At 57.3% G+C, this 24319-nt stretch carries 18 protein-coding genes; 15 read left to right on the top strand and 3 right to left on the bottom strand.

All coding sequences use genetic code 11. The features are described from left to right. The first annotated feature begins 1 nt into the window (after position 1). The 14 genes from atpD to P5703_RS22265 all read left to right on the top strand — a co-directional run bounded on the left by atpD (position 2) and on the right by P5703_RS22265 (position 17759). Complete coding sequence (gene atpD, locus P5703_RS22200) at positions 2-1378, top strand: F0F1 ATP synthase subunit beta (protein WP_011915191.1); 1377 nt, start codon at positions 2-4, stop codon at positions 1376-1378. A 75-nt stretch (positions 1379-1453) separates the two neighbouring features. Beyond that, positions 1454-1882, top strand: a complete 429-nt coding sequence (locus P5703_RS22205; protein ID WP_020308359.1) for a F0F1 ATP synthase subunit epsilon — start codon at positions 1454-1456, stop codon at positions 1880-1882. Positions 1883-2026: 144 nt separating this feature from the next. Beyond that, on the top strand, positions 2027-3385 hold the full coding sequence (gene glmU, locus P5703_RS22210; protein ID WP_011915189.1) for a bifunctional UDP-N-acetylglucosamine diphosphorylase/glucosamine-1-phosphate N-acetyltransferase GlmU: 1359 nt from the start codon (positions 2027-2029) through the stop codon (positions 3383-3385). A gap of 94 nt (positions 3386-3479) precedes the next feature. Beyond that, positions 3480-4091 (top strand): LysE family transporter, encoded by a 612-nt coding sequence (locus tag P5703_RS22215; protein ID WP_011915188.1) that lies wholly within the window; start codon positions 3480-3482, stop codon positions 4089-4091. Positions 4092-4190: 99 nt separating this feature from the next. Then, entirely contained in the window at positions 4191-4973 is a 783-nt protein-coding gene (locus P5703_RS22220; protein WP_011915187.1) for a DeoR/GlpR family DNA-binding transcription regulator, read from the top strand. Between the two features lie 2 nt (positions 4974-4975). After that, the gene (glmS, locus tag P5703_RS22225) at positions 4976-6826 is read left to right on the top strand and encodes a glutamine--fructose-6-phosphate transaminase (isomerizing) (RefSeq protein WP_011915186.1); all 1851 of its coding nucleotides are present in this window, start codon (positions 4976-4978) and stop codon (positions 6824-6826) included. Positions 6827-7092: 266 nt separating this feature from the next. Then, positions 7093-8295 (top strand): ISL3 family transposase, encoded by a 1203-nt coding sequence (locus tag P5703_RS22230; protein WP_161612779.1) that lies wholly within the window; start codon positions 7093-7095, stop codon positions 8293-8295. A gap of 124 nt (positions 8296-8419) precedes the next feature. Then, a complete protein-coding gene (locus tag P5703_RS22235) occupies positions 8420-9274 on the top strand; it encodes a TnsA endonuclease N-terminal domain-containing protein (protein WP_285589850.1) in 855 nt (284 codons plus the stop codon). Then, positions 9271-11439, top strand: a complete 2169-nt coding sequence (locus P5703_RS22240; RefSeq protein ID WP_003290891.1) for a TnsB C-terminal domain-containing protein — start codon at positions 9271-9273, stop codon at positions 11437-11439. The genes P5703_RS22235 and P5703_RS22240 overlap by 4 nt, the downstream gene beginning before the upstream one ends. Then, complete coding sequence (locus tag P5703_RS22245; RefSeq protein ID WP_003118400.1) at positions 11436-12896, top strand: AAA family ATPase; 1461 nt, start codon at positions 11436-11438, stop codon at positions 12894-12896. The genes P5703_RS22240 and P5703_RS22245 overlap by 4 nt, the downstream gene beginning before the upstream one ends. Before the next feature lie 15 nt (positions 12897-12911). Continuing rightward, positions 12912-13910: a TnsD family Tn7-like transposition protein gene (locus tag P5703_RS22250; RefSeq protein WP_285589855.1), complete on the top strand. Its 999-nt coding sequence runs from the start codon at positions 12912-12914 to the stop codon at positions 13908-13910. A gap of 39 nt (positions 13911-13949) precedes the next feature. Then, on the top strand, positions 13950-14930 hold the full coding sequence (locus P5703_RS22255) for an IS5-like element ISPa52 family transposase (protein ID WP_021209969.1): 981 nt from the start codon (positions 13950-13952) through the stop codon (positions 14928-14930). A gap of 201 nt (positions 14931-15131) precedes the next feature. After that, the gene (locus tag P5703_RS22260; protein WP_285590263.1) at positions 15132-15770 is read left to right on the top strand and encodes a TnsD family Tn7-like transposition protein; all 639 of its coding nucleotides are present in this window, start codon (positions 15132-15134) and stop codon (positions 15768-15770) included. Positions 15771-16064: 294 nt separating this feature from the next. Beyond that, complete coding sequence (locus P5703_RS22265) at positions 16065-17759, top strand: TniQ family protein (RefSeq protein WP_285589858.1); 1695 nt, start codon at positions 16065-16067, stop codon at positions 17757-17759. Positions 17760-18113: 354 nt separating this feature from the next. Here P5703_RS22265 and P5703_RS22270 read toward each other — a convergent pair whose 3' ends face one another. The 3 genes from P5703_RS22270 to P5703_RS22280 are packed head-to-tail and all read right to left on the bottom strand — an operon-like array spanning position 18114 to position 22116. Continuing rightward, on the bottom strand, positions 18114-20153 hold the full coding sequence (locus tag P5703_RS22270) for an LTA synthase family protein (protein ID WP_285589860.1): 2040 nt from the start codon (positions 20151-20153) through the stop codon (positions 18114-18116). A gap of 50 nt (positions 20154-20203) precedes the next feature. Then, positions 20204-20818 carry a hypothetical protein gene (locus P5703_RS22275; protein ID WP_285589862.1) on the bottom strand — a complete coding sequence of 205 codons (615 nt, stop codon included), beginning with the start codon at positions 20816-20818 and terminating at the stop codon, positions 20204-20206. After that, positions 20818-22116 (bottom strand): sialidase family protein, encoded by a 1299-nt coding sequence (locus P5703_RS22280; RefSeq protein ID WP_285589865.1) that lies wholly within the window; start codon positions 22114-22116, stop codon positions 20818-20820. The genes P5703_RS22275 and P5703_RS22280 overlap by 1 nt, the downstream gene beginning before the upstream one ends. A 661-nt stretch (positions 22117-22777) precedes the next feature. Between P5703_RS22280 and nhaB the strand changes: the two genes are divergently transcribed. Further along, complete coding sequence (gene nhaB / locus P5703_RS22285) at positions 22778-24283, top strand: sodium/proton antiporter NhaB (protein ID WP_285589868.1); 1506 nt, start codon at positions 22778-22780, stop codon at positions 24281-24283. The last annotated feature ends 36 nt before the right edge of the window (positions 24284-24319 follow it).

The following is a 24319-nucleotide window of genomic DNA, read 5'->3' on the forward strand; positions in this document are numbered from 1 at the left end:
CATGAGTAGCGGACGTATCGTTCAAATCATCGGCGCCGTTATCGACGTGGAATTTCCGCGCGATCTGGTACCGAACGTCTATGACGCACTGAAAGTTCAGGGCGCCGAGACCACCCTGGAAGTCCAGCAGCAGCTGGGCGACGGCATTGTCCGTACCATCGCCATGGGTTCGACTGAAGGCCTCAAGCGTGGCCTGGACGTCGTCAACACCGGCACCGGTATCTCCGTACCGGTCGGCAAGCAGACCCTGGGTCGCATCATGGACGTCCTGGGTAACCCCATCGACGAAGCCGGCCCGATCGGCGAAGAAGAGCGCTGGACCATCCACCGCGCTGCGCCGTCCTATTCCGAACAGGCTGGCGGCAACGAGCTGCTGGAAACCGGCATCAAGGTTATCGACCTGGTCTGCCCGTTCGCCAAGGGCGGTAAGGTCGGTCTGTTCGGTGGTGCCGGTGTAGGCAAGACCGTAAACATGATGGAGCTGATCCGTAACATCGCGATGGAGCACAGCGGTTACTCCGTGTTCGCCGGTGTGGGTGAGCGTACTCGTGAAGGTAACGACTTCTATCACGAGATGAAGGACTCCAACGTTCTGGACAAGGTGGCCCTGGTCTACGGCCAGATGAACGAGCCGCCAGGAAACCGTCTGCGTGTTGCGCTGACCGGTCTGACCATGGCCGAGAAGTTCCGTGACGAAGGTCGTGACGTTCTGCTGTTCGTCGACAACATCTATCGTTACACCCTCGCCGGTACCGAAGTATCCGCCCTGCTGGGCCGTATGCCTTCGGCGGTAGGTTATCAGCCGACGCTGGCCGAAGAGATGGGCGTTCTGCAGGAGCGCATCACCTCCACCAAGAACGGTTCGATCACCTCCGTGCAGGCCGTATACGTTCCCGCGGACGACCTGACCGACCCGAGCCCGGCGACCACCTTCGCCCACCTCGACGCTACCGTCGTACTGTCGCGTGACATCGCTTCCCTGGGTATCTACCCGGCGGTCGATCCGCTCGACTCGACTTCCCGTCAGCTGGATCCGCTGGTCATCGGCCAGGAGCACTACGACACCGCTCGCGGCGTTCAGTACGTGCTGCAGCGCTACAAGGAGCTGAAGGACATCATCGCGATCCTGGGTATGGACGAACTGTCCGAGCAGGACAAGCAGCTGGTATCCCGCGCTCGTAAGATCCAGCGCTTCCTGTCCCAGCCGTTCTTCGTGGCCGAAGTCTTCACCGGTTCGCCGGGCAAGTACGTTCCGCTGAAGGAAACCATCCGTGGTTTCTCCGGCATCCTCAATGGCGACTACGACCATCTGCCGGAACAGGCGTTCTACATGGTCGGCAGCATCGACGAAGCCATCGAGAAGGCCAAGAAACTGTAACTGGCGCGCCCGCTTGCGGGCGCCAATCCAGCCTGACCGGCCGCTGCTGGTCGGGCTGATTACCGAGGCATGAACATGGCTATGACAGTCCATTGCGACATCGTCAGTGCGGAAGAAGAGCTGTTCTCGGGGCTGGTGGAAATGGTCATCGCCCACGGAAACCTTGGTGACATCGGCGTCCTGCCGGGTCACGCGCCGCTGCTGACCGATCTCAAGCCCGGTCCGGTGCGGGTGATCAAGCAGGGTGGCGAGGAAGAGATCTTCTACATCTCCGGCGGCTTCATCGAAGTTCAGCCGAACATGGTGAAGGTCCTCGCCGATACCGCTACGCGCGCCAAGGACATCGACGAGGCTGCTGCTCAGGCCGCCGTCAAGGCTGCCGAGAAGGCCCTGCACGAGAAGGGCGCGGATTTCGACTACGGTTCCGCGGCCGCACGTCTGGCCGAGGCCGCAGCTCAGCTGCGTACCATCGAGCAGATGCGCAAGAAGTACGGTCGGCACTGATCGGCTTAGCGACTTCATCGCGCACGAGTAAAAGGGTAGCCTTGGCTACCCTTTTTCTTTTTCTGTCATTCGTCGGTAAAGACGCCTTGTACCGCTCGCAACGGGCGAAGCGCGGTCGCACCGATCCCGTTCAGGAATCGCTTCATGTCCCTCGATATCGTCATTCTCGCCGCCGGACAGGGCACCCGCATGCGTTCGGCGCTGCCCAAGGTGCTGCATCCGGTCGCCGGCCAGTCCATGCTTGGCCACGTCATCGCCACTGCGCGCGCGCTGCAGCCGCGCAGCATCCAGGTAGTGATCGGCCATGGCGCCGAGCAGGTGCGTCAGCGCCTGGCCGGTGATGATCTCAATTTCGTCGTCCAGGCCGAACAGCTGGGCACCGGTCATGCAGTGGCGCAAGCGCTGCCGCACCTCTCGGCCGAGCGCGTGCTGATTCTCTATGGCGATGTGCCGCTGATCGAAGCCGAGACCCTGCAGCGTCTGCTGCAAAAGGTCGGGCCCGAGCAGCTGGCACTGCTGACGGTGACGCTGGACGACCCGACCGGCTACGGCCGGATCGTCCGTGACGGGCGTGGCGAGGTGCAGGCGATCGTCGAGCACAAGGATGCCAGCGCCGACCAGCGCGCCATCCGCGAAGGCAATACCGGCATCCTTGCCGTGCCCGGCAGCCGCATCGGCGAATGGCTGGGGCGTCTGTCGAACAGCAATGCTCAGGGTGAGTACTACCTGACCGACGTGATTGCCATGGCCGTTGCCGATGGCCTGCGGGTGGCTACCGAGCAGCCGGCGGATGCCATGGAAGTGCAGGGCGCCAACGACCGCATCCAGCTCGCCGAGCTGGAACGTCACTACCAGCTGCGTGCCGCGCGCCGCCTGATGGCGCAGGGCGTGACGCTGCGCGACCCGGCGCGCTTCGATCTGCGTGGCGAGGTCAGCGTGGGCCGTGACGTGCTGATCGACGTCAACGTGGTGCTCGAGGGCAGGGTGGTTATCGAGGATGATGTGCAGATCGGCCCTAACTGTGTGATCAAGGACAGTACCCTGCGCCGTGGCGCGGTCGTCAAGGCCAACTCCCATCTCGAAGGGGCCGTGATGGGCGAGGGTGCCGATTGCGGGCCTTTCGCCCGGCTGCGACCCGGCAGTCTGCTGGGCGCCAAGGCGCATGTGGGCAACTTCGTCGAGATGAAGAATGCGAGCCTCGGCGATGGCGCCAAGGCCGGCCACCTGAGTTATCTGGGTGACGCCGAGATCGGCGCGCGGAGCAACATCGGCGCCGGCACCATCACCTGCAATTACGACGGTGCCAACAAGTTCCGCACGGTGATGGGCGAGGACGTCTTCATCGGCTCCAACAGCTCGCTGGTGGCACCGCTGAATCTGGGCGACGGCGCGACTACCGGTGCAGGCTCGACCATTACCGACGACGTGCCGGCGCATACCCTCGCGCTCGGCCGCGGGCGCCAGCGCAATATCGATGGCTGGCAACGGCCGACCAAGAAGTGAAACAGGGCCGGCCCGGCGAGCCGGCTGTCGGATTCGCCGCGGCCACGCAAAGGGCTTGTGACGCCCCGCAGTGGTTCGGCAGAAGGGGAATGGAATGTTCGGTGTGACCGACTACGGCGCTTTCGTGGTGGCCTTCATCATCCTTCTCGCCATTCCCGGGCCGGGCAATCTCGCGCTGATCCTCTCGACCGGCAAGGGTGGCGTTCGCGGCGGGCTGGCCTCCACCTTCGGCATCATCTTCGGCGACCAGGTATTGATGTGGCTTGCGGTCGCCGGTGTTGCCGCGTTGCTCAAGGCCTATCCGACGGCTTTCCATCTGGTGCAGTTGCTGGGAGCCGCCTACCTGATCTGGCTCGGTGCGCGCATGCTGCTGGCCAAGCCGGGCGCCGCACCGACGCTGACCATCCGGCCGCGCCAGTACCTCTGGCAGACGCTGGTGATCACCCTGTTCAATCCCAAGGCCATCGTCTTCTACATGGCATTCTTCCCGCTGTTCATCGATCCCCAGCGCCATCAGGGGTTGGTCACCTTCGCCTTCATGGCGGTCACCATCATGCTGCTGACCTTTCTTTACGGCTTGCTGGTGGTCCTGCTGACCCATCGTCTCGCCGAGCGCATGCGGGCCAATCCGCGAATCGCGCGCGGGCTGGAGAAGCTCGCCGGGCTGTTCCTGGTCGGCTTCGGCGTCAAGCTCACGCTCAACTGAGCGGACGCACCGCTTTTCGCTTCGGCCGATGCCACGCTTGCAGGCAGCGAATGCATATGTTTTGATTCGCACCATTAACTTTCGAATCGAAACATAGCAATGTCGAAGCGCAACACACCGCAACGCCGTCATGCCATCCTCGCCCTGCTCAACGAGCGCGGCGAGGTCAGTGTCGACGAGCTGTCGCGGCGCTTCGAAACTTCCGAGGTCACGATCCGCAAGGACCTCGCCGCTCTGGAAAAGAACGGCCTGCTGCTGCGTCGCTACGGCGGTGCGGTGCCACTGCCCCAGGAGCTGATCGGCGACAGCGTGCAGCCCGTCTCGCCCTACAAGCAGGCCATCGCCCGTGCCGCGGTCGGCTGCATCCGCGAGCACGCGCGGATCATCATCGACAGCGGCACCACTACCGCGGCGATGATTCCCCAACTCGGCCACAAGCACGGGCTGGTGGTAATGACCAACTCGCTGAACGTGGTCAATGCCCTGCGCGAACTGGAGCACGAGCCTGTACTTTTGATGACAGGTGGCACCTGGGACCCGCATTCGGAGTCCTTCCAGGGCCAGGTGGCCGAACAGGTACTGCGTTCCTACGACTTCGATCAGCTGTTCATCGGGGCCGACGGCATCGATCTGGAGCGTGGCACCACCACCTTCAACGAGCTGCTAGGGTTATCCCGGGTCATGGCCGATGTCGCGCGGGAGGTCATCGTGCTCGCCGAGGCCGACAAGATCGGCCGGCGCATCCCCAATCTCGAGCTGCCCTGGAGCAGCGTACACACCCTGATTACCGATGAGCGCCTCAGCGACGAGGCGCGCACCAGCATCCTGGCCCGCGGCGTCAAACTGATCTGCGTGGCCGTCGAACCCCATCCGGAGACCTGAGTATGTGTGGCATCGTTGGCGCTGTCGCCGAACGCAACATCACCGCAATTCTTCTCGAAGGCCTCAAGCGCCTGGAATACCGTGGCTATGACAGCGCCGGTGTCGCCGTGCTGAGCGACAGCGGAAGGCTCGAACGGCTGCGTCGCAACGGCAAGGTGGCCGAACTGGAAACGGCTCAGCAGCAGACCCAGCTGGTCGGTCGCCTGGGTATCGCCCACACCCGCTGGGCGACCCACGGCGCGCCCTGCGAGCGCAACGCCCATCCGCATTTCTCCGGTGACGACCTGGCGGTGGTGCACAACGGCATCATCGAGAACCACGAGGCACTGCGCGCCCGGCTGAAGGCGCTGGGGTACGTGTTCCTCTCCGATACCGACACCGAGGTCATCGTCCACCTGTTGCACCACAAGCTCGATGCGCTGGGCGACCTGACCGCCGCGCTGAAGGAAGCGGTCAAGGAACTGCACGGCGCCTATGGCCTGGCAGTGATCAGCGCCAAACAACCGGATCGCCTGCTCGCTGCGCGCAGCGGCAGCCCGCTGGTGATCGGCCTGGGCCTCGGCGAGAACTTCCTCGCATCCGACCAGCTCGCGTTGCGGCAGGTGACCGACCGTTTCATGTATCTGGAAGAAGGCGATATCGCCGAGATTCGCCGCGACGCCGTGCAGGTCTGGGACGTCAATGGCCAGCCGGTGCAGCGCGAGGCCGTGCAGTATCACGAAGGCGCCGAGGCGGCTGACAAGGGCGAGTATCGCCACTTCATGCTCAAGGAAATCCACGAGCAACCCAAGGTCGTGCAGCGCACCCTGGAAGGCCGTCTGGGCGATCGCCAGGTGCTGGTGGAGGCCTTCGGTCCGCAGGCCGGCGAGCTGTTCGCCAAGGTGCGCAACGTGCAGATCGTCGCCTGCGGCACCAGCTATCACGCCGGCATGGTGGCGCGTTACTGGCTGGAAGAGCTGGCCGGTATCCCTTGCCAGGTGGAGGTCGCCAGCGAGTTCCGCTACCGCAAGGTGGTGGTGCAGCCGGACACGCTGTTCGTCACCATTTCCCAGTCCGGCGAGACGGCCGACACCCTGGCGGCCCTGCGCAATGCCAAGCAGCTGGCCAGTGGAGACGGCGGCTATCTGGCCAGCTTGGCTATCTGCAACGTTGGCATCAGCTCGCTGGTGCGGGAGTCGGACCTGACCCTGCTGACCCAGGCCGGGCCGGAGATCGGCGTCGCCTCGACCAAGGCGTTCACCACTCAGCTGGTCGGGCTGATGCTGCTGACCCTGGCACTGGGGCATGTACGCGGCACGCTGAGCGTGGCGCGCGAAGCGGAGCTGGTCGACGAGCTGCGGCGCCTGCCGACGCGCCTGGGTGAGGCGCTGGCCATGGATGCCACGGTGGAGAAGATCGCCGAGCATTTCGCCGAGAAGCACCACACGCTGTTCCTCGGCCGCGGCGCGCAGTATCCCGTGGCGATGGAAGGCGCGCTCAAGCTCAAGGAGATCTCCTACATCCACGCCGAGGCCTATCCGGCCGGTGAGCTCAAGCACGGCCCGCTGGCATTAGTCGACGCCGACATGCCGGTGGTGACCGTGGCGCCGAACAACGAACTGCTGGAGAAGCTCAAGTCCAACCTGCAGGAAGTGCGCGCCCGTGGCGGCGAGCTGATCGTCTTCGCTGATCGCGAGGCGGGTTTCGAAAACGGCGAGGGCATCTTCCTGGTGAACATGCCGCATATCCACGATGCGCTGGCGCCGATTCTCTACACCCTGCCGCTGCAGCTGCTGTCGTACTACGTCGCCGTGCTGCGCGGCACCGACGTCGACCAGCCGCGCAACCTGGCCAAGTCGGTTACCGTGGAGTAAGGCACCAGCAGGCTGCGATAGGTTGGCTTCACGGAATAAAGATTGACACAAAATAATAAAGTCTGACACAAGCTATTATAGTTTGACACTAACCGTAAGCCCCTGTATCTAAAAGGGTTTTCTGTTTTTATGCTAGGCCGTTTGTCAGGAGCCGCTGCCTTAATTTTGGTTCTTCGCGGACTCTGGGGGAAGAGCGAGTTGACAGTCAGGGAAGCAGGTAAATTGGTAGTCGCCAAACCAACCATCCACCTGTCCCTGCTGTCGCCGTGCATCCTATTGATCTTGCCTCGTTCTGGCCAGGCTATGACGCCGTTGCCTGCCGTTCATCCGCCAACAACTCCCTTCTGATTGAGCTTGAGCCTCAAGCCGGTTCAGTGCCCAGGTGCGGGCGTTGTGGTCAGCTCAGCCCGTTGATTCACGAGCGCCGGATTCGTCTGGTGCGCGATCGTGATCTGTTCGATCAGCGCGTCTTGCTTCAACTACCCGTGCGCCGAGTCGATTGCCTGAGTTGTGGGCGGGTGACCGAGCGGATCGACTGGCTGGAGCCTGCATCTCGCCTGACCCGGCGGTTACGGGTCTGGCTCGAAAGCCTGCTGCGGCTGCTGCCGATCAGCCACGTCAGCCAGCTCACCGGCCTGCACTGGCACACCCTCAAAACGCTCGATAAACGACGCCTTCAAGCCGAGGTAGGCACCTTCGATTCAAGCGGTGTCCGCCGGTTGGTGATGGACGAGTTCGCCCTGCACAAGGGGCATCGCTATGCCACGGTCATCATGGACGCCGAGCGAACGCGGGTGTTGTGGGTCGGCCACGGCAACAGCCGTGAGGCGATCCGCCCGTTCTTTGAATTGCTCGGCGAGCACTGCCAGCAGATTGAGGCGGTGGCCATGGACATGAACACGGCTTTCGACCTGGAGGTGAAGAAGCATTGCCCGCAAGCCGAAGTGGTGTACGACCTGTTTCACGTCGTCGCGCGCTACGGTCGGGATGTGATCGACCGTATCCGGGTTGACCAGGCCAACCTCCTGCGCGAAGACAAGCCGGCACGAAAGGCGGTCAAGCAAAGCCGCTGGCTGCTGCTGCGCAATCGCAACAACCTGAAGGACGGACAAGCCGTGCAGCTTCAAGAACTACTCGCGGCCAACCAGCCGCTGGCTACGGTCTATGTCCTCAAGGATGCGCTGAAGGATGTCTGGTTCGCCCCCAGCGTACGAGAGGGCTGGCGCCGCTGGCGAACCTGGTTGCGGCACGCCCGGGACAGCGGCCTCGCGCCGCTACAGCGATTCGCTCGCAACCTGCGCAAATACGCCCGAGGCATCCTCGCCAGTGCCAACTTCCACATGCATACCAGCGTCCTTGAGGGCGTCAACAACCGCATCAAGGTGATCAAGCGTATGGCCTATGGTTTTCGGGACTCGGAATACTTCTTCCTGAAAATCAAGGCTGCCTTCCCCGGGAAAGCGCGATGAACCTTAATTTTCAGCAGGAGTATTCTGGAAAGCCCTACGACATGGCAGCTTGTTAGCTCATGTTTTCCTATAACTACTCTCTTGCCGAACGAGGGGAGCGGTCCGGACGGACTTAGGAGGGCGGGTGCGAGGTCGTAGGTTTGCTTCAAATCAGGATATCGAACGGCACATCGCCAATGGGTTTGGAGCTGGCGCCGGAGCTGAGTATGTGCCTTGGTTACGTGTTCAGGATGTCCCTTCGATGGGGCGTTCCTGGAAAATCCAAGGTGTTAAGATTGATCGAATTCATCACCTCTTATCCGACCTTGAACGGGCGTACTTTTTACTCTGTGAGTTTTCAGAGGACGTTGTAGATATCCGCGAGCAGTATCCCCTACTGCCGGTGGAGAGCACCCAGGCGATCGCCAGGGCTATCGGTGTACGGTATCCAAAATACAAAACGACCTCTGTTCCTATGGTAATGACCACTGACTTTTTGCTGTCTGTAAAGCAGCCAAATGGAGACGTAAAGTCCGTTGCCAGGACGATCAAATACGCGAAAGACTTTCAAGGAAAAGGCTGTGCTCGCACGTTAGAAAAACTCGAAGTCGAGAGACGGTTCTGGGTGAGCCAAGGTGTAGACTGGAGCATCGTAACGGAGGAGTTGTTTACGCCCGATTTGATCCTGAATCTCGTATTTCTTCGCAAATTTGCCAAATTGCCTCGTGCCTTGATGGATGTCCCGCTGCATTTGCAATTCATCGAGATACTTGAATCAATAAAGGGTTGCCCTTGGTCAACGTCGGAGAGCTTGCGCAAGATTGGACACCGATTATCCATACCGTATACCGATGCTCGCGACATTTTCTTTAATTTGATCTGGCGGAAAACTATTAGGATTGAATTAAGTGGTGCGCCGTTACAGCTCAAGTCACCTTTGCCAGACTTCAGTGTTTTTTATCCCACTGAAATATCCACACTGAGCGAGAAGTCGTCATGAAAATTTCAGTTAATGACGTCTTTGAGCCTGTCACGGAACTCTCCTTGCTCTCTACTATGGCGAGAGCAATTCACCTCGACGAGAAGCACGACGCACTGATTGTTATGGATCTAACGGATCCTCCTAGGAAGCCGTATTCGATTGGTCTTGAGGAATTCAGGGTGTCATTGGTATCAGGCGATACAAAGCCTGTGGTGATGGCAGTGCCAGAATTTCTACTGGTTTTGGAAGAAGATCTCGACGAGCGCGCGAGGCGTGATAGAGACCAAAAATGGGCTCTGATTGCGCCACTTTTGGACCCGGCCTATCCAGGGCAAATATTTGTTCATGGCGAGATGGGCCGATTGGTAAGTGATCGCGCCGCTGAGGCGGGTGTGCAGCGTAAAACGCTATATCGTTTGTTGTATCGATACTGGTTTTACGGGCAAGTAAGAAATGCGCTTCTTAACAACTATTCTGCTGTAGGTGTTGGGAGTCGTAATTACTCCGCTGATAAGCCGCCGGGACGAAAGCCAAGGTTTCAAGGGGTGTTAGTGTCGCCTGCCAAATTACTAAGCGATATCGACAAGAAGTGTATCCGAGTTTGTTACGCGCTTTACGTAAAGAACAAGAAGTCGACGATTGATAGCGCGTACAACAAAATGCTCAATAAATATTATTCGGAGAAGCGGCTTTCTAAAAATCCCGAAAACGAGGTCGTATTGCTTCCTCAATCTGAAATTCCGACGTTTAACCAGTTTAATTATTGGGGAAAGCAGTTCTTTGATGATACCGAGACTGATCGTGGACGCATGGGGTTGACGAAGTGGCTGAAGGATTGCCGTCCATTATCCGGTACCGTCCGCGACTGGCTTAGAGGTCCTTGTCATCAATTCGAGATCGACGCGACCATCGCTGACATTTACTTGGTCAACAGCTACTCCCGACGAATGCTTATCGGTCGCCCCGTGGTGTACATCGTAGTCGACAGTTTCTCAGGGATGATCGTTGGCCTTTATGTAGGCCTTGAGGGGCCTAGCTGGAACGGAGCTCGACAGGCGCTGTTCAACGCGTTCACCTCCAAGGTGGAGTTCTGCGCGCAAAACGGTGTTGATATCACTCCTGAGGATTGGGACTGTCGTCATCTGCCACATCAAATCTACGCCGATAGAGGTGAAATGTTGGGGGCTGCTGCTGAGGGGCTCGCGTCTGGCCTGGGTATCGATATGGGGACGGCCCCGCCATACCGACCGGATTGGAAACCGATGGTCGAGAGCCGCTTCGGCATCCTGAACGACTTAACCGGTATTAGGTGGCTCCCCGGCGGAGTAGCAGCCCGAGAGAAGGAACGCGGTGAGCGTGATTATCGGCTCGACGCGACGCTGAATTTGAAGGAGTTCACCCAAGTCCTCATCGAGTGCATTCTTCACTACAACCGTTTCCACCGACAGCCGGATCGTCTTACCCAGGCGATGATGAACGATGGCGTGGAGCCCACTCCGATGGGGATTTGGCGGTGGGCGTTAGAGAACGACCTTATCCAGCCTAACAAGCGACCTGACGAGCTGATTTATCTCAATCTGCTGCCTCGGGAAAGGGCCACCGTCCAAAAAGGTGGCGTGTTGTTTCGCGGCATGCATTATCTCTGCGAGATGGCTATCGAAAAAAACTGGTTCGCAAAAGCGCGTCGCAATGGCGTCTGGGCGATTGATTGCTGGTTTGATCCGAACTCTGCGGCGCACATCTGGATCCAGGACGAGAACAAGGAGTTCCTGCGTTGCGACCTGCGGAGGTCGGATGCGAAGTATGCGGATTATCGCTCGGACGAGATCTACGACCTCTTGGAGGCCTACAGGCAAGTGCCGCCAGCTCACAAACGAGCTGAACGGGAAAGCCAAGTTGGCTTGGTCGATAAAGTTGAGCAAATTGTCGGCAATGCAATGGCCGAGAAAAAGCTTGAACCCGCAGCCGGCTCTAAGGCTGAAGCAGTGGCTAATATCCGCGAGAATCGTACGGAAGAGCGGTTATTGGAGCGAGAGCAAGCGACTGTACCTGACGGTATACGTGCGGATCCCGTTCAACCTGATGCTCAGAGCCCTTCCATTGTCAGAGAGTCGTACGCTGGGCCGCGCACCGCGCAGGTTATCGATTTACTCAAAAGAGTTCGCCCGGGGCAGCCCAAATGAGAGGTGCTAAAGCTCTTGCGAGCTATACGAAGCAGGCCATCACTGAGTACGCGGGAAACCCTCTGATCGAAGCGCTGCCACCAATTCTTGACGAAGCGGCGGCTGCCGAGCTGATATCAAATTTTCCCCAGCCGGTAGCACCTGAGGAGCTAGAGCTCGACGGGGCAATGCGGATTCACTGTATTGATCGCTTGAGGACGGTTGTGCAGCCGTTTCTGCTGCACCTAGAGCTAGAGTCCCTGTTATCTCTGCTGATCCGTCGTGGATATGTTGGCCGTAATCCAACTAGCGCCTCCACAGTCAGGCACCTGCATTCTTTGTCAGGGGCTCAGCGCTATCACGATGCTTTCAAATCAACAGCTGACACTTTCAGCGTTGTGGGACTGAGTGGTATTGGGAAGTCCACCGCACTGCATGCCATTTTAAGCTTGTACCCTCAGACGATCCGACATGAGCGTTATGAGGGTCAGCAATTCGTCCACACCCAGATCACCTGGCTCAAGCTTGATTGTCCACGAGATGGCTCGTTGGCTGGATTTTGTCAGCAGTTCTTCCACGCGGTTGGCCAGGCACTCGGCGATCAGGACTACCACAAGCGCCACCGGCATCGAAATATCAACGATGCGCTTCAGCAGATGGAACAGGTAGCCAGCACGTTTTTTATCGGCGCCTTGCTCATTGATGAGCTGCAGAACCTTCACCTGGCCAAGACCGGGGGTAAGGAAAGCATGCTGAATTTCTTCCTTCACCTGGTGAACAATATCGGTATCCCGGTCGTGTTCATCGGGACGAATTCGATGGTCAGTCTGTTCTCGGACGTAATGCGTGTCGCCAGGCGCAGTTGCGGTGGGGGGATGATCGAGTTCAAGCGCTTCGAGAAGGAGGATGACGAGTGGCGTTTTCTGGTCGAGAACCTTTGGAGCTATCAGTGGTGCAAGCAGGCGGCTGAACTGACTCCTGAGATTTTTGACGCGCTGTACGAGCACACCCAGGGTGTGACTGACTTCCTGGTTAAGTTATTGGTGCTGAGCCAGCGCTATGCAATTCAGAGTGGCTCCGAGTGTCTGACTGCCGAGACGATCGTCAAAGTAAGCAATTCCAAGATGCAAATACTCAGGCCAGCGCTATCGGCTCTGCGTAGTCGCGACCCTAGTCGCATGCGCAAGTTCGACGACCTGCTTCCCATAGAGGAGCAGTTGATGGAAATGATGGCGTTCAACGGACTTGGGCGAGCAGACCGTCTCGCTTTGCTTCGAGGCGTAACTCCAGCTGCACGGGCAAATACTGCGTTACCGGAAGCTACTGTGAGCAAACCTAATGCGCCTTCAGCAGTTGCCGTGGAGGCTTCTGAAGCGAAGGTGTTCAGCGAGCATCCCGACACCCTTGCAGAACTGAAGTCAGCTGGCTGGATAACCAGGGATCTCTTCGAGTTCTCGCCGGCCTACCGCCGATTATGATTCGAGGGTCGTGTAATGGAGCTGAAATTCCATTTCTTCCCTGCTGCGTTCCCCGACGAGACGCTTCACAGTGTCCTATCCCGCTATGCCCGGCTTTGTGGCGGGCATAGCCGAAAAGCCGCTTTCGCTGGCGATAGGGCTGCAATCTCATACACACAGAACGTAGCGTTTCCCTGTCGATTGGGTGACTTAGCCGAGTCACTTCCACCTGCCACGGATCTCTCGGTATCCAAAATAATTACATGCCATACCGTTCTGCCCTATTACGCGCCCTTTCTCACCGACGATCAGGTGCGGCATGCTCGTACCTCAATGGCCGGGGCCGGCAAGTGGCTGATGCTGAAATTAGGAGTCAACGCCAGTCGGATCGAGGTCGCTTCGAGAGTACGATTCTGTCCTGCTTGCCTCAATGAGGATATCGTTCGGGTTGGCGCAGCGTACTGGCACCGTGTTCACCAGCTTCCCGGTGTATTGGTATGTCCCCACCACGGCCATTCGCTCAAGGTGGTGGATCCCAGTTGGTATAGCCGCAACTCATGGCAGCTCCACCTGCCTGACGAAGACGATGTACAAGCTCATTCATATCAGGTCGATGCTGATCTGGAGGCTTATCCAGTGCTGCGTCAAATAGCGCTCCGATCAATGCAATTGCTTGCGCTAGACCTCAAACCTCTTTCACCCACTGCAGTGCGCTCTTGCCTTGTTCAAAGAGCTGTAGAGTTAGGCCTGACCCATGGCGCATCGCACCGGCTGGATCTATGCCGTTTGGCCGCACATATGGCCGGCGTTTTCAACGCTCTGCCTGCAGCTTGGGAATACTCGATTCTAGGAGAGTCACCCGCAGATCTACCCGCGACTTGGGTCACCAAGCTGCTACGGAGGCCAAGGCATACGCACCACCCACTCAAATACATTGTGCTGGCCACCGCCCTTGGGGTTGATCTGGCTCATCTCCAGTGCAGCGACAAACCATCAACGCCAGCTGTTAAGGACACTCTGAAGAAGACTTCCTGATTTGGCAAAATACCCCGATCCTACCCGCCGAGTAGCCCGATGAAGCAGATGACTTTCTCCGACGCCGAGTACGCCGGCAAGCGCAAGCAGACCCGCAAAGAGTTGTTCTTGATCGAAATGGATCGGGTAGTGCCATGGAAGGGTTTGGTTGCCTTGATCGAGCCCCACTACCCCAAGGGTGAAGGCGGACGTCCGGCCTATCCGCTGATGGCGATGCTGCGGGTTCATTTGATGCAGAACTGGTTTGGCTACAGCGATCCGGCGATGGAAGAGGCACTGTACGAGACCACCATCCTGCGGCAGTTCGCGGGGCTGAGCCTGGAGCGTATCCCCGACGAAACCACCATCCTCAACTTCCGTCGCCTGCTGGAGAAACACGAACTGGCTGCTGGCATCCTGGCAGTTATCAATGGCTACCTGGGTGACCGTGGCCTGTCGCTGCGCCAAGGCACCATTGTCGATGCCACATTGATCAATGCACCGAGCTCGACCAAGAACAAGGACGGCAAACGCGACCCAGAGATGCATCAGACCAAGAAGGGCAACCAGTATTACTTCGGGGCCAAGGCACACATAGGTGTCGACGATGAATCGGGTTTGGTGCACAGCGTGGTGGTCACGGCAGCCAATGTCGCGGATGTCACCCAGGTCGATAAGCTGCTGCACGGCGAGGAGAACATGGTCGGCGCAGACGCCGGTTACACCGGCGTCGAGAAGCGTCCCGAACATGAAGGCCGCGAAGTCATCTGGCAGATCGCGGCCCGCCGCAGCACTTACAAGAAGCTGGATAAGCGCAGCGCGCTGTACAAAGCCAAGCGCAAGATCGAGAAGGCCAAAGCCCAGGTGCGCGCCAAGGTCGAGCACCCGTTCCGGGTGATCAAGCGTCAGTTTGGCTACACCAAGGTGCGCTTCCGAGGCCTGGCGAAGAATACGTCGCAGATGGTTACGCTGTTTGCGCTATCGAATCTGTGGATGGCTCGCCGACATTTACTGACCTCTGCAGGAGAGGTGCGCCTGTAATGCGAGGCATAGCCGCTGCGAGGTGCTCGCAGCGGCTCAAGCATCGAATTGAGCCGGCGACTTGATCGTTTTTTGATCATTATCCCGCTTTAAAATCAGCAGTGCCTGAAGTCAGTCAGAAAAACTCGACTACTTCAGACCATCCTTAAGCGATCATCGCCAACTGGTGTCGGCTACCCAAAAGCGAAACTTTCTAAGGCCCTGCTAGAGGGGCTAGAAGGCTTACCTGCTGCTGTTTGGGAGCTAGCACTTGCAGGGTGCGAGGCTCGGCAGATCGCCTCTGTGCTTGGAGTCTCCCAAGTGTATGTGTATCGAACCATTCGTGCCGTCGATGGCGGCTCGCAGGTCTGGAAAGACGCAAGATTTCAAAGCAAGCGCCTCAGGCGCCGAGCAACTTTCGAGGTTGAATATCGGGGCCTGCAAGCTCACCAATGCAAAGATTACATGTGGCTGTATCGCCATGATCGAAACTGGCTCTCAGGCTGCATCGCCAAACATGCAGGTGCTCATACAAGCCGCGCTGATAACACCGATACATTCGCTACTCTCGACGCGAATCTTGCTGAACAGATCAGGTGCTGTGCGCAGCGCCTTCGAGCAGGATCGGGAAAGCCTATTTTGATCTCTCGCGCTAGGATAGGGCGAGAGCTGCATGTCCTTTCACGCCTTGAGAAACAACTCTCCAAGCTACCCCTTTGCGCCAGAGCACTGGAGCAGACGTGCGAGTCTATTGAGGAGTTTCACGTTCGTCGCCTGCAATGGGCCAAGGAGAAGCTGGCAGACGAGCAGCGAAGCGTAACCCGGTCAGCATTGTATCGGACTGCTTGCATCAGACCGTAGTCACGTGCACCACTGCGCGGCACTGTTTCACTTTTCTTCGTACATATTTTTAAGAAAGTGTGAGCCTTCGTAAGACCCTCATTAGGGTGTGGCTCGTGATATTGCTGGTGCAAACCTGAGTTAACTGCTTTTCGCAAAAAAGTGTGAGAGTGCAAAATTGGTGTGGCTCCTGTTCGCCATATTTTCGTGTGCTTTTAATATACTTACTCTGTAAAACCTTATGTTATGTGTTAAAAATACGCCGCGTCGCAGAATGCGTGTACTTCCAAACATTATCTCGTTAGTTAATTATCGATGTCTGATCTGCTATTTTTCCCCATGTCCATGCCGGACGAGATGTTGCATTCTCGTATCACGCGCTACCACTTCCTTTCAGGTAACAGGACTGCAGCTGAAACCTTCCAAGACCTGTTTGGCTCGGCACCCTTCAGCGTAGGGCTCCTGCCAAAGCAGATTGAAGTGCTTGCTGCCAGACTACCTGGTGATCCAGAAAGCAATCTCGACGAGCTGATCTGTACCAATACGATGTTTCCAGCTTACAGGCCCTTTCTAGGGGTCAGCCAAGGGGTGGAGAATGCCCCAGCAGGCTCCAGTTTATTTGGGGTGGCTCGTATTCCCCGCCGAGAGGGTGCGGTCCACGGGAAGGCTAAGCTCTGCTCCACCTGTGTGCAGCAGGATCTGCTTGAAACGGGGTACGCATACTGGCATCGCTCACACCATTTGCCTGGTGTGTCAGTCTGCTGGCGTCATGGTGAGCCGCTGATGCACGCGTGCCCCAAATGCTCTCACCCGTTCTTCCGTAAGCTTCGGCTACTTCCAAATCCGACTGATCCGTGTGTATGCGGCTGGAGCGCTCTCGATCCTGCGACAGTTAAGAAGGGCTCTGTGCTAGAAAAGAATTTTGCGCAGTTCGCCTACGAAGTACTGCAGCGTAAGTTTCCGCTAATGAGTTGTGAAACGTTAGGCGCAAGTTATGTACGACAATGCAGAAAGCGAGGTTTCGTACACGGAAACCTCATCGGTACTGCGAAATTATTTGACAGTATCCGCACGAAATATGGAGATGAAGCTCTGTCTCGAATGGACAAAGCTTATGAGGCAGGTAAACACGAGCAATGGATACGGTTTAGCTTTTACAATGGCCAGATGGATATGCCCCTCGCCCGGCATATGATCATTGCGCAGCATTTATTTGGGAGCGCGGATGACTTTGAGGCCGCCTTGCAGAAAGAACTCATTATTCAGCACGCGGCAGGTGCAAAATCACGTTTAAAGTTGGAAAAGCCTCAGCTTGGTAGGAAGGCGCAGCATCGTCAGAAAATAGACACGATCTTGGCTGTACGAGCGAATGTCGATTTGGGGTATCTCTGGGATAACGCTTACCAAGCCACCCGCTGGCTTACGGAGCACGACAACGCATGGTTGATGGAGAAGCTCAGTACGCCAAAGCACGTACCTGAAGTAGTCGAGGAGGTTAGCGATCCCCGAGACAGCGCGTTTGCTGCCGTTCTTCTAGCGGGTGCTGAGGATCTTTATCGAATTTCCAAAGGACAGAAGCGGGTTAATCTCAGTAATCTGCAGAAACTCCTACCCGTGCGTTTACCTCCCTGCCCAAAATTACGTAAACGTAGATTCCCCTTGGCTTCTCAGCAGGCTGAACTCCTCATGGAGTCTGTTTGGCACTTTCGATTGAGAAGGCTAATTTGTGCTCTTGCCGATATGAAGAGGCTAAAACTTCCGATGAACACTGGAAGCCTGGGTCTGGTTTCCAGCGTGTCGAACACTATTTTTCAAACCCTCGTCAGTTTTTTTGAGTGGGACTTGGAGGAGTTTTTAAGAAACGGCGTGGACTCAGAAAACCTGCTTAAGTCCACTGGTGTACCAAGGGATTGGCAGGGACCTCCTGGCTTCAACCGGGTTCTGGGAGGTACTGCATACTATCGGAATAAGGCTGTAGCTGGGCAACTGGAAAAAAGCAGCGGTGAGTGAGGGGCCTGTGGCGCTGCCCCTGTTTCGGTTCAAAGTGACCTGCTCTATTACCCACCCGCTCGGCACACTATCGAATGGCTGGTATTCGGCCGCCGCACACCGGTGAGGTTGAATAGGCCTGCCAGCCCCCGTAGGTGCACCATTAGAGCAAGGAATTTTCCAGCTTCGCAATGAAGGGGCTAGAACGCTCTAGAGTGGGCATTATAGGCTTTTATAGTCAATTATAGAGTGATTATAGAATCCGTTCTGGGCGCCTGATTTACGCTGCCCGCTTCCGGCCAAAAGCGGACGCTTAGGCGACCTCAATAGTCCGGAGACAGTTTCGGAAAGCCGGGAACCATTCCCGGCGCACCTTTAATCCGTTCTGACGTTCTGGTAAAGCATCAGCCGCGAGGTTTCGTGCAGCCCACGCGTCAGCTCGGCCAAGCGGCGAAACTCTTCTGGGTGCTGCTCGGCGACATCATCGAGCGGGGTCTGTGAGGCCAGGTCATGCAGTGTCGGCTTACTACCGTCGTGCTGCATTTGCAGCAGGAAGTCTTTGGTCACGCCACCAATCAGAGGGAAAGTACCTTCCTGCAGTACCAGCGGCACTACGCGTTCGCCCTCTGCAGCCGGCTGCTGGATATCGCGACCCAGCGCACCGTTGCGAAACTCCATACCGGCCATTCCGAGCACGCTAGGCAGCAGATCGACCAAGCCCACGGCTTCCTCGATCACTCGCGGCTCCAGCAGCTTGGGCGCATGAATCAACAGCGGTACGTGGTTGCTCTCCAGGCCCAGTTTCTCGAACGCAGGCGGCATATGGGGGATCTGACTAATGCGGGTGTTGTGGTCGCCAAACATGACGAAGATGGTGTTGTCGTACCAACCACCCTCTTTGGCGATATCCATCAGGCGTCCTATATTGAAGTCCAACAGTCGCACGGCGTTGTATTGAGCGACGCTACGCGAGCCTGCGTTCTGCACGGTCTCCAGCGGTAGATCGAGCAACTCAAAACCGTCATTTTCTTTGGGGATGGTAAAGGGCCTATGGTTGCCAGCAGTTTGGATATAGGCAAAGAAGGGTTTGCCATCTGCTTGCTGACGCAGAATGCGGTCGCTCTCCTTGAACAGGTCGAGGTCTGAGACACCCCAAACATCAACCATTGGCGATGTCCAATGACGCTCTTCGTACAGCTGGACATCGTCAATGCTCTGACGAATCAGGGCATTCATGTTGGCCCAGCCGGAATTGCCGCCGATCATGTAAAACTTTTCATAGCCCTGCAACGCATTGATCAGAGTATGTTGGCGAGTGATCAGCGGGTTACGCGTGGACGTCTCCGCGCGTGATACGTCGGGTACACCAGAGATGCTGGCCCAGACGGTTTTCGCCGTGCCGGTAACGGGCACATAGAAGTTTTTGAAGAACAAACTCTGCTTGGCAAGCCGATCAATATTCGGGGTTGGGTTCAGCGGATTACCGTAAGCCCCCACTGCGCTGGTGCCCAGGGATTCGAGCATGACGAACACCACGTTCGGGCGCTGACTGCCTGCAATCGCATAGGGTTGCGGTGCTTGTTCTCGGATGAAATTCAGACTCTGCGCATCAGGCTGATCGACCCCCAGATAGCGGCTGACGACGTCGTAATGCTCCGCTACCTGATCTCGGTCGTAGGGTTCGTTTGGCACCCTCAGGGTGTCGTAGAGGAAGATCACCGGATTCAGGCCGAGCGCGGATATCTGGTTGTCCCCGGAGAAGAAGGCGTCGCTCCAGCGCAGCGGTACTGGGTTTTCCAGGTTGATGTTCTCAACGCGACCGAGAATGCCGAGGAAGACCAGCACGACCATCAGCGCGCTGCCCCAAGTCAGCGAGAGCCGGCTGATTCGCTTGGCGGGGCGGTCTAGGGTCACCCGTTCCAGGCGCAGCAGCAGCCACCAAACCAGAGTGGTCGCAGCTGCCCATCCGAGGGTAATCCACACCACTGGATAGGTCTGCCAGACCATGTCGGTGGAGATCTGTGCGTCTTCAAGGAAGCGCAGCACTGTGGCATTGATGCGCACCCCCAGGTACGCGTAGTGGCCGAAGTCGATAATGTAAACCAGCAGCACCGCACTCAGCGCCAAGGCAAGATACAACCGTGCCAGCCAGCGAATGGCACGCGAACGCGTCAGGTTCCATACCGGTAACCACGCCAGCAGAGCAACGGGCAACATCAGTAAGATGGCCAGGCGCAGGTCAAAGCGCAGCCCGATACCGAGCGTTTCCGGCACCGCCTCAACTTCGCCGAGCGCGCTGGCTGCAAAGCCCGAGAAGCCTAGAAAGAACAACCCACGCAATGCTGCCAGCGCCACGAAGAGAATCGCTACTGCACCAAACCAGTAGTGCAAGCGCCGCGAGTGAAGCCAACCCATCATCTAACCCTTAAATTATCGAATCATCAAAAAACCGTGATGCCTTGCCATCAGAGGCGGATTGGCAATTTCGCCTCGCGCTGTGCAGACGGCCAGCGCACGATCTTCTTCGCGACGTAACCGATCAGCGCCCCCCAGCAGTACAGGGCGATAAACGGATCGAGCAGGTAATCCCAGTAATTCGGAGAAGGCTTAAGACCCAGGCTAAAGGCCAAGGTAGCCAGGCCGAGCATGCAGGCACCCAACCAATTGCGCATCACCAGCAGCGCCAGGGTTACCACGCCGACCACCACTATCAACGGGCGTGGGTTGTAGCCGAGTCGATAGGGGTCAAAGTAGGTCAGCCCCATCGTCGCCGGGTACAGGAAGAGTGCCAGCGCTGCCATTACGATCAGCACCTGCAAGCAAGTTGTATGTTGCAGTCGTGCTGCCAGCCCCATCCGTACTGCGGTGACAAATGCCAGGGCCACCAGCGAAGTGATCGCCACATCGTCCGTAAAGCTACGCATGTAGGCCGCCAGTGAGAGCCCGTCTACGGGGATGAAACTGATTGCTAGCAGCACGATCAGGCGAACTACCTGCAGACCCGGACTGAGACCAAATCCCGGAATAAGCACGAACGCGAGTAGCGCAAAGGTCAGATGCGCTTGCCAAAGATCAAGCATTAGAGTTGCTCCTCTAGCCAGGCATCATTGAAGCTGACGTGTTTGATAAAAGTGTTGTTCCACGAATAAACCAAGTGGTACAGGCCGTCGGCGCTCTTGATAAAGTAAGGATACTCATACTCAAAATCGCAGCCGTGCTCTGAGCACACGCGGTAATCCAGATTGTTAAGGAACTCGTCAACGAGGCTCAGCCGATCCGCCCCACTGGAAAGGCGAAACTTATCGCCGATGATTTCCCGATAGGCCTCGGGGCTAAATGGATTGCCCTCAAGATCAGGCGACTCATCCAGATCGACAACCTGTTTCCAAAGATCAAGGTTGGCGTCGGTGCCCATCAGGCGAAGGCGAAAGCGCCCATCTTCAAGATCATTCAAGGCCACCAGCAAGCCATGATTGGGCGTGGCTACCGCTGCAAGGGATGAGTTAGGGTTCGAGGGCTCAAGCGGATACGGCTCACTCCAAGTCTGCCCAGCATCCTCCGTACGGCTTGCGAGTACCTTATGAAAGGTATCGCCGGCATAGCGCAGCATCGCAATAGCGTTGTGCTCGTCCATGGGCACCACGGTAGGTTGCAAGGAGTGCTTGCCCTTACTGATCCGGCTTTTATCGAGCACCTCGCCAGAGGCACTGATGTACAGGTACTCGGCAAATTTGCCAAGAAACTCGTGGTAGACCGGCAGCCCAATGGTGCCGTCGCTATGGAACACCGGAGCGTTGCGCACCAGCGTGCTGATATTCAAAAAGGGCGTGGTGATCAGTTGCTTGGGGGGCGACCAGCTTTCGCCGAAGTCATCCGAGTGCATGGCATTGATTGCGCTACCCGCCCAACCGCCAATCGAAACCGAGACATAGAACAGCCACAGGCGATTGTCTGGGGCCAGTGCGATGACGGGATTACCCAGTTTGCGTATGTGCTTTTGGATGGCGTACTGAGTCGACTCACGTGTGGCTAGAACTAACTCGGCACCCCATTCCGCCGTTATGGGGTCGTAACGTGAGCCGCGAACCTGGACATCCGCCGCACCCTCTCGGGAGCCAGCAAACCAAACAGCCATCAGCCCACCATCGGGCAGTGATGCTACCGATGATGCGTGAACAAACTCTTCAAGATCTGAGGACGCGAAGCGGCTGTTGTAGAAGGGGGCGGATGAACTGCCGATCACTTCACCAGGTACTGCAGAAGCAGCGAAACCAGAAATAGGGCGATCAGGGTGTAGCCACCAAGCGGAGGCAAAGACAGCAGAAAGGGAAATGACAGCAAGGGCTGAAGGCAGAAAGCCAAACTTCTTAGAGCGCATTGAAAAAACCATATTCACACAAACACGTACGCACCCTGCACTTGAGCAGGAAGCGACTAGACACAGACCTCAAGGATTGGAGGCATGGCGAAGGAGTGTTTGGCGGGTTCTTACAAGGGTCTAACTCAACTCAGATTCAAGGAAATAGCTAAAGGACGGGCCCCAGCAAGTGGCGGATGATGGCCTAGTGAGCTCATCGATGCAATATTCGATATACCACAGCTGCTCAGCGGAGATTATTTTTGGTTGTTGATCGATACGGCTGAAAGCCTCATAAAACCTGGCGTTCAGGCCTGAACTAACGAGATTGCAAATGGACTGGCTTGCAACATCTGGTCAAAAAAGCGCCCAAAACCCGGTCGCAGCTGCTAATATGCCGATCCGCCAAACGACTCGATGCCAAAAGTATCCCGTAGCGATGATAAATTTCTGCTCCATTCCGGCTGTTACGCCGCCATAAGTTACCCGCCCGCTTTCTAGCGCCGCTGCCTGTTGCTGCTCCGCCACAGGCCATTGGCGCGCACCGTCGACCACGAACGACGGTTCTTCTTATTCCTACTGCCAGCCCAGCTGAACTTCGGTCAGATCGTTTCCGTTCGCCTGCATGTTCAGGGTTGTGCTGTTGCGCCGCTTTCATTCGCGACGACTAGAAGAGGCTTTCATGCCCCCAGTTACAACTGCTGCCTTTGCGCACAACTTTCTTGGCCATGCACCAACTTGGTACAAGCAGGCTATTGTCGCCTTTCTCGTGCTCAATCCTCTCTGCCTGTGGTTACTCGGCCCACAGGTAACGGGATGGTTGCTGATTGCCGAGTTCATCTTCACCCTGGCCATGGCTCTCAAGTGCTATCCACTATTGCCAGGCGGATTGCTTGCCGTGGAAGCTCTAATGCTTGGCATGACCACTCCGCAAGCGTTGTATGCGGAAGTCGAAACCAACCTTCCGGTCATTCTGCTGCTGATGTTCATGGTGGCCGGCATCTACTTTATGAAGAACCTGCTGCTGGTGACCTTCACCCAAATACTGGTCGGCGTTCGTTCGAAATATTTGTTGGCTCTGCTCTTCAGCATGACCGCAGCCCTGTTATCAGCGTTTCTCGATGCGCTGACTGTTACGGCAGTCATCATCAGCGTGGCGGTGGGATTCTTCTCTGTCTACCACAAGGTCGCCTCAGGTAAGGGCTATCAGCATGGTGAACACAACCACAACACCGACAAGGAGGTCATCGAGTTGCACCGCGCAGATCTGGAAGAGTTCCGTGCGTTTCTGCGTAGTCTGCTGATGCACAGTGCCATCGGCACTGCGCTTGGCGGCGTGTGCACCTTGGTGGGTGAACCACAGAATCTGTTGATCGCTAAAATGGCAGGCTGGGATTTCAAGGACTTTTTCCTCCTGATGGCTCCCGTATCCATGCCCGTTCTGGCCACTGGGTTGCTGACTTGTGTGGCGCTGGAAAAGCTCCAGTGGTTTGGTTACGGCGCCAAACTGCCTCGTCCAGTTCGCCAAGTACTAGAAGAGTTCGCCACTAGCGAGAAAGCCAAGCGCGGCCCGAACCAACAGGCGGCGCTGGTGATCCAGGCGATCGCCGCGATAGTGCTTGTTCTGGGCCTGGCCTTTCATGTCGCTGAAGTTGGCTTGATCGGCCTTCTGGTGATCATCCTGATCGCCTCATTCAACGGAGTGACTGACGAACACCAGATTGGTAAGGCTTTCCAGGAAGCCTTGCCATTCACCTCGCTGCTGGTGGTGTTCTTCGCCATCGTGGCGGTGATTCACGAACAACACTTGTTTAGCCCGATTATCGCCGCAGTGCTGGCACTGCCAGTGGAACAACAACCAGGCATGTTCTTCCTGGCCAATGGTGTGCTGTCAATGATCAGCGACAACGTCTTTGTGGCCACCGTTTATATCAGCGAGATCAAGCAAGCCCTGGATGCCGGCACCATCGACCGGGCGCACTTCGAACGCCTGGCTATCGCCATCAACACCGGCACAAACCTGCCCAGCGTGGCCACACCCAATGGCCAGGCGGCTTTCCTGTTCCTGCTGACCTCCGCCATCGCACCCCTGGTGCGCCTGTCTTACGGTCGCATGGTGGTAATGGCATTGCCCTATACCTTGGTAATGGGCGCTACCGGCCTGTTGGCAGTGATCTATCTCGTTTAACCCGAACTGGCGTCTCTATTGCTAGAAACCCATTCA

Origin of the sequence: Stutzerimonas sp. FeSN7, assembly GCF_030263795.1 — a bacterium.
Classification (GTDB): Bacteria; Pseudomonadota; Gammaproteobacteria; order Pseudomonadales; family Pseudomonadaceae; genus Stutzerimonas; species Stutzerimonas stutzeri.

Coding starts and splice junctions, on each gene's coding strand:
- glmS (WP_011915186.1), top strand. CDS start 4,976: ATGTGTGGCATCGTTGGCGCTGTCGCCGAACGCAACATCACCGCAATT.
- P5703_RS22205 (WP_020308359.1), top strand. CDS start 1,454: ATGGCTATGACAGTCCATTGCGACATCGTCAGTGCGGAAGAAGAGCTG.
- P5703_RS22240 (WP_003290891.1), top strand. CDS start 9,271: ATGAAAATTTCAGTTAATGACGTCTTTGAGCCTGTCACGGAACTCTCC.
- P5703_RS22250 (WP_285589855.1), top strand. CDS start 12,912: ATGGAGCTGAAATTCCATTTCTTCCCTGCTGCGTTCCCCGACGAGACG.
- P5703_RS22275 (WP_285589862.1), bottom strand. CDS start 20,818: ATGCTTGATCTTTGGCAAGCGCATCTGACCTTTGCGCTACTCGCGTTC.
- P5703_RS22280 (WP_285589865.1), bottom strand. CDS start 22,116: ATGCGCTCTAAGAAGTTTGGCTTTCTGCCTTCAGCCCTTGCTGTCATT.
- P5703_RS22255 (WP_021209969.1), top strand. CDS start 13,950: ATGAAGCAGATGACTTTCTCCGACGCCGAGTACGCCGGCAAGCGCAAG.
- nhaB (WP_285589868.1), top strand. CDS start 22,778: ATGCCCCCAGTTACAACTGCTGCCTTTGCGCACAACTTTCTTGGCCAT.
- P5703_RS22220 (WP_011915187.1), top strand. CDS start 4,191: ATGTCGAAGCGCAACACACCGCAACGCCGTCATGCCATCCTCGCCCTG.
- P5703_RS22245 (WP_003118400.1), top strand. CDS start 11,436: ATGAGAGGTGCTAAAGCTCTTGCGAGCTATACGAAGCAGGCCATCACT.
- P5703_RS22270 (WP_285589860.1), bottom strand. CDS start 20,153: ATGGGTTGGCTTCACTCGCGGCGCTTGCACTACTGGTTTGGTGCAGTA.
- P5703_RS22215 (WP_011915188.1), top strand. CDS start 3,480: ATGTTCGGTGTGACCGACTACGGCGCTTTCGTGGTGGCCTTCATCATC.
- P5703_RS22265 (WP_285589858.1), top strand. CDS start 16,065: ATGTCTGATCTGCTATTTTTCCCCATGTCCATGCCGGACGAGATGTTG.
- glmU (WP_011915189.1), top strand. CDS start 2,027: ATGTCCCTCGATATCGTCATTCTCGCCGCCGGACAGGGCACCCGCATG.
- atpD (WP_011915191.1), top strand. CDS start 2: ATGAGTAGCGGACGTATCGTTCAAATCATCGGCGCCGTTATCGACGTG.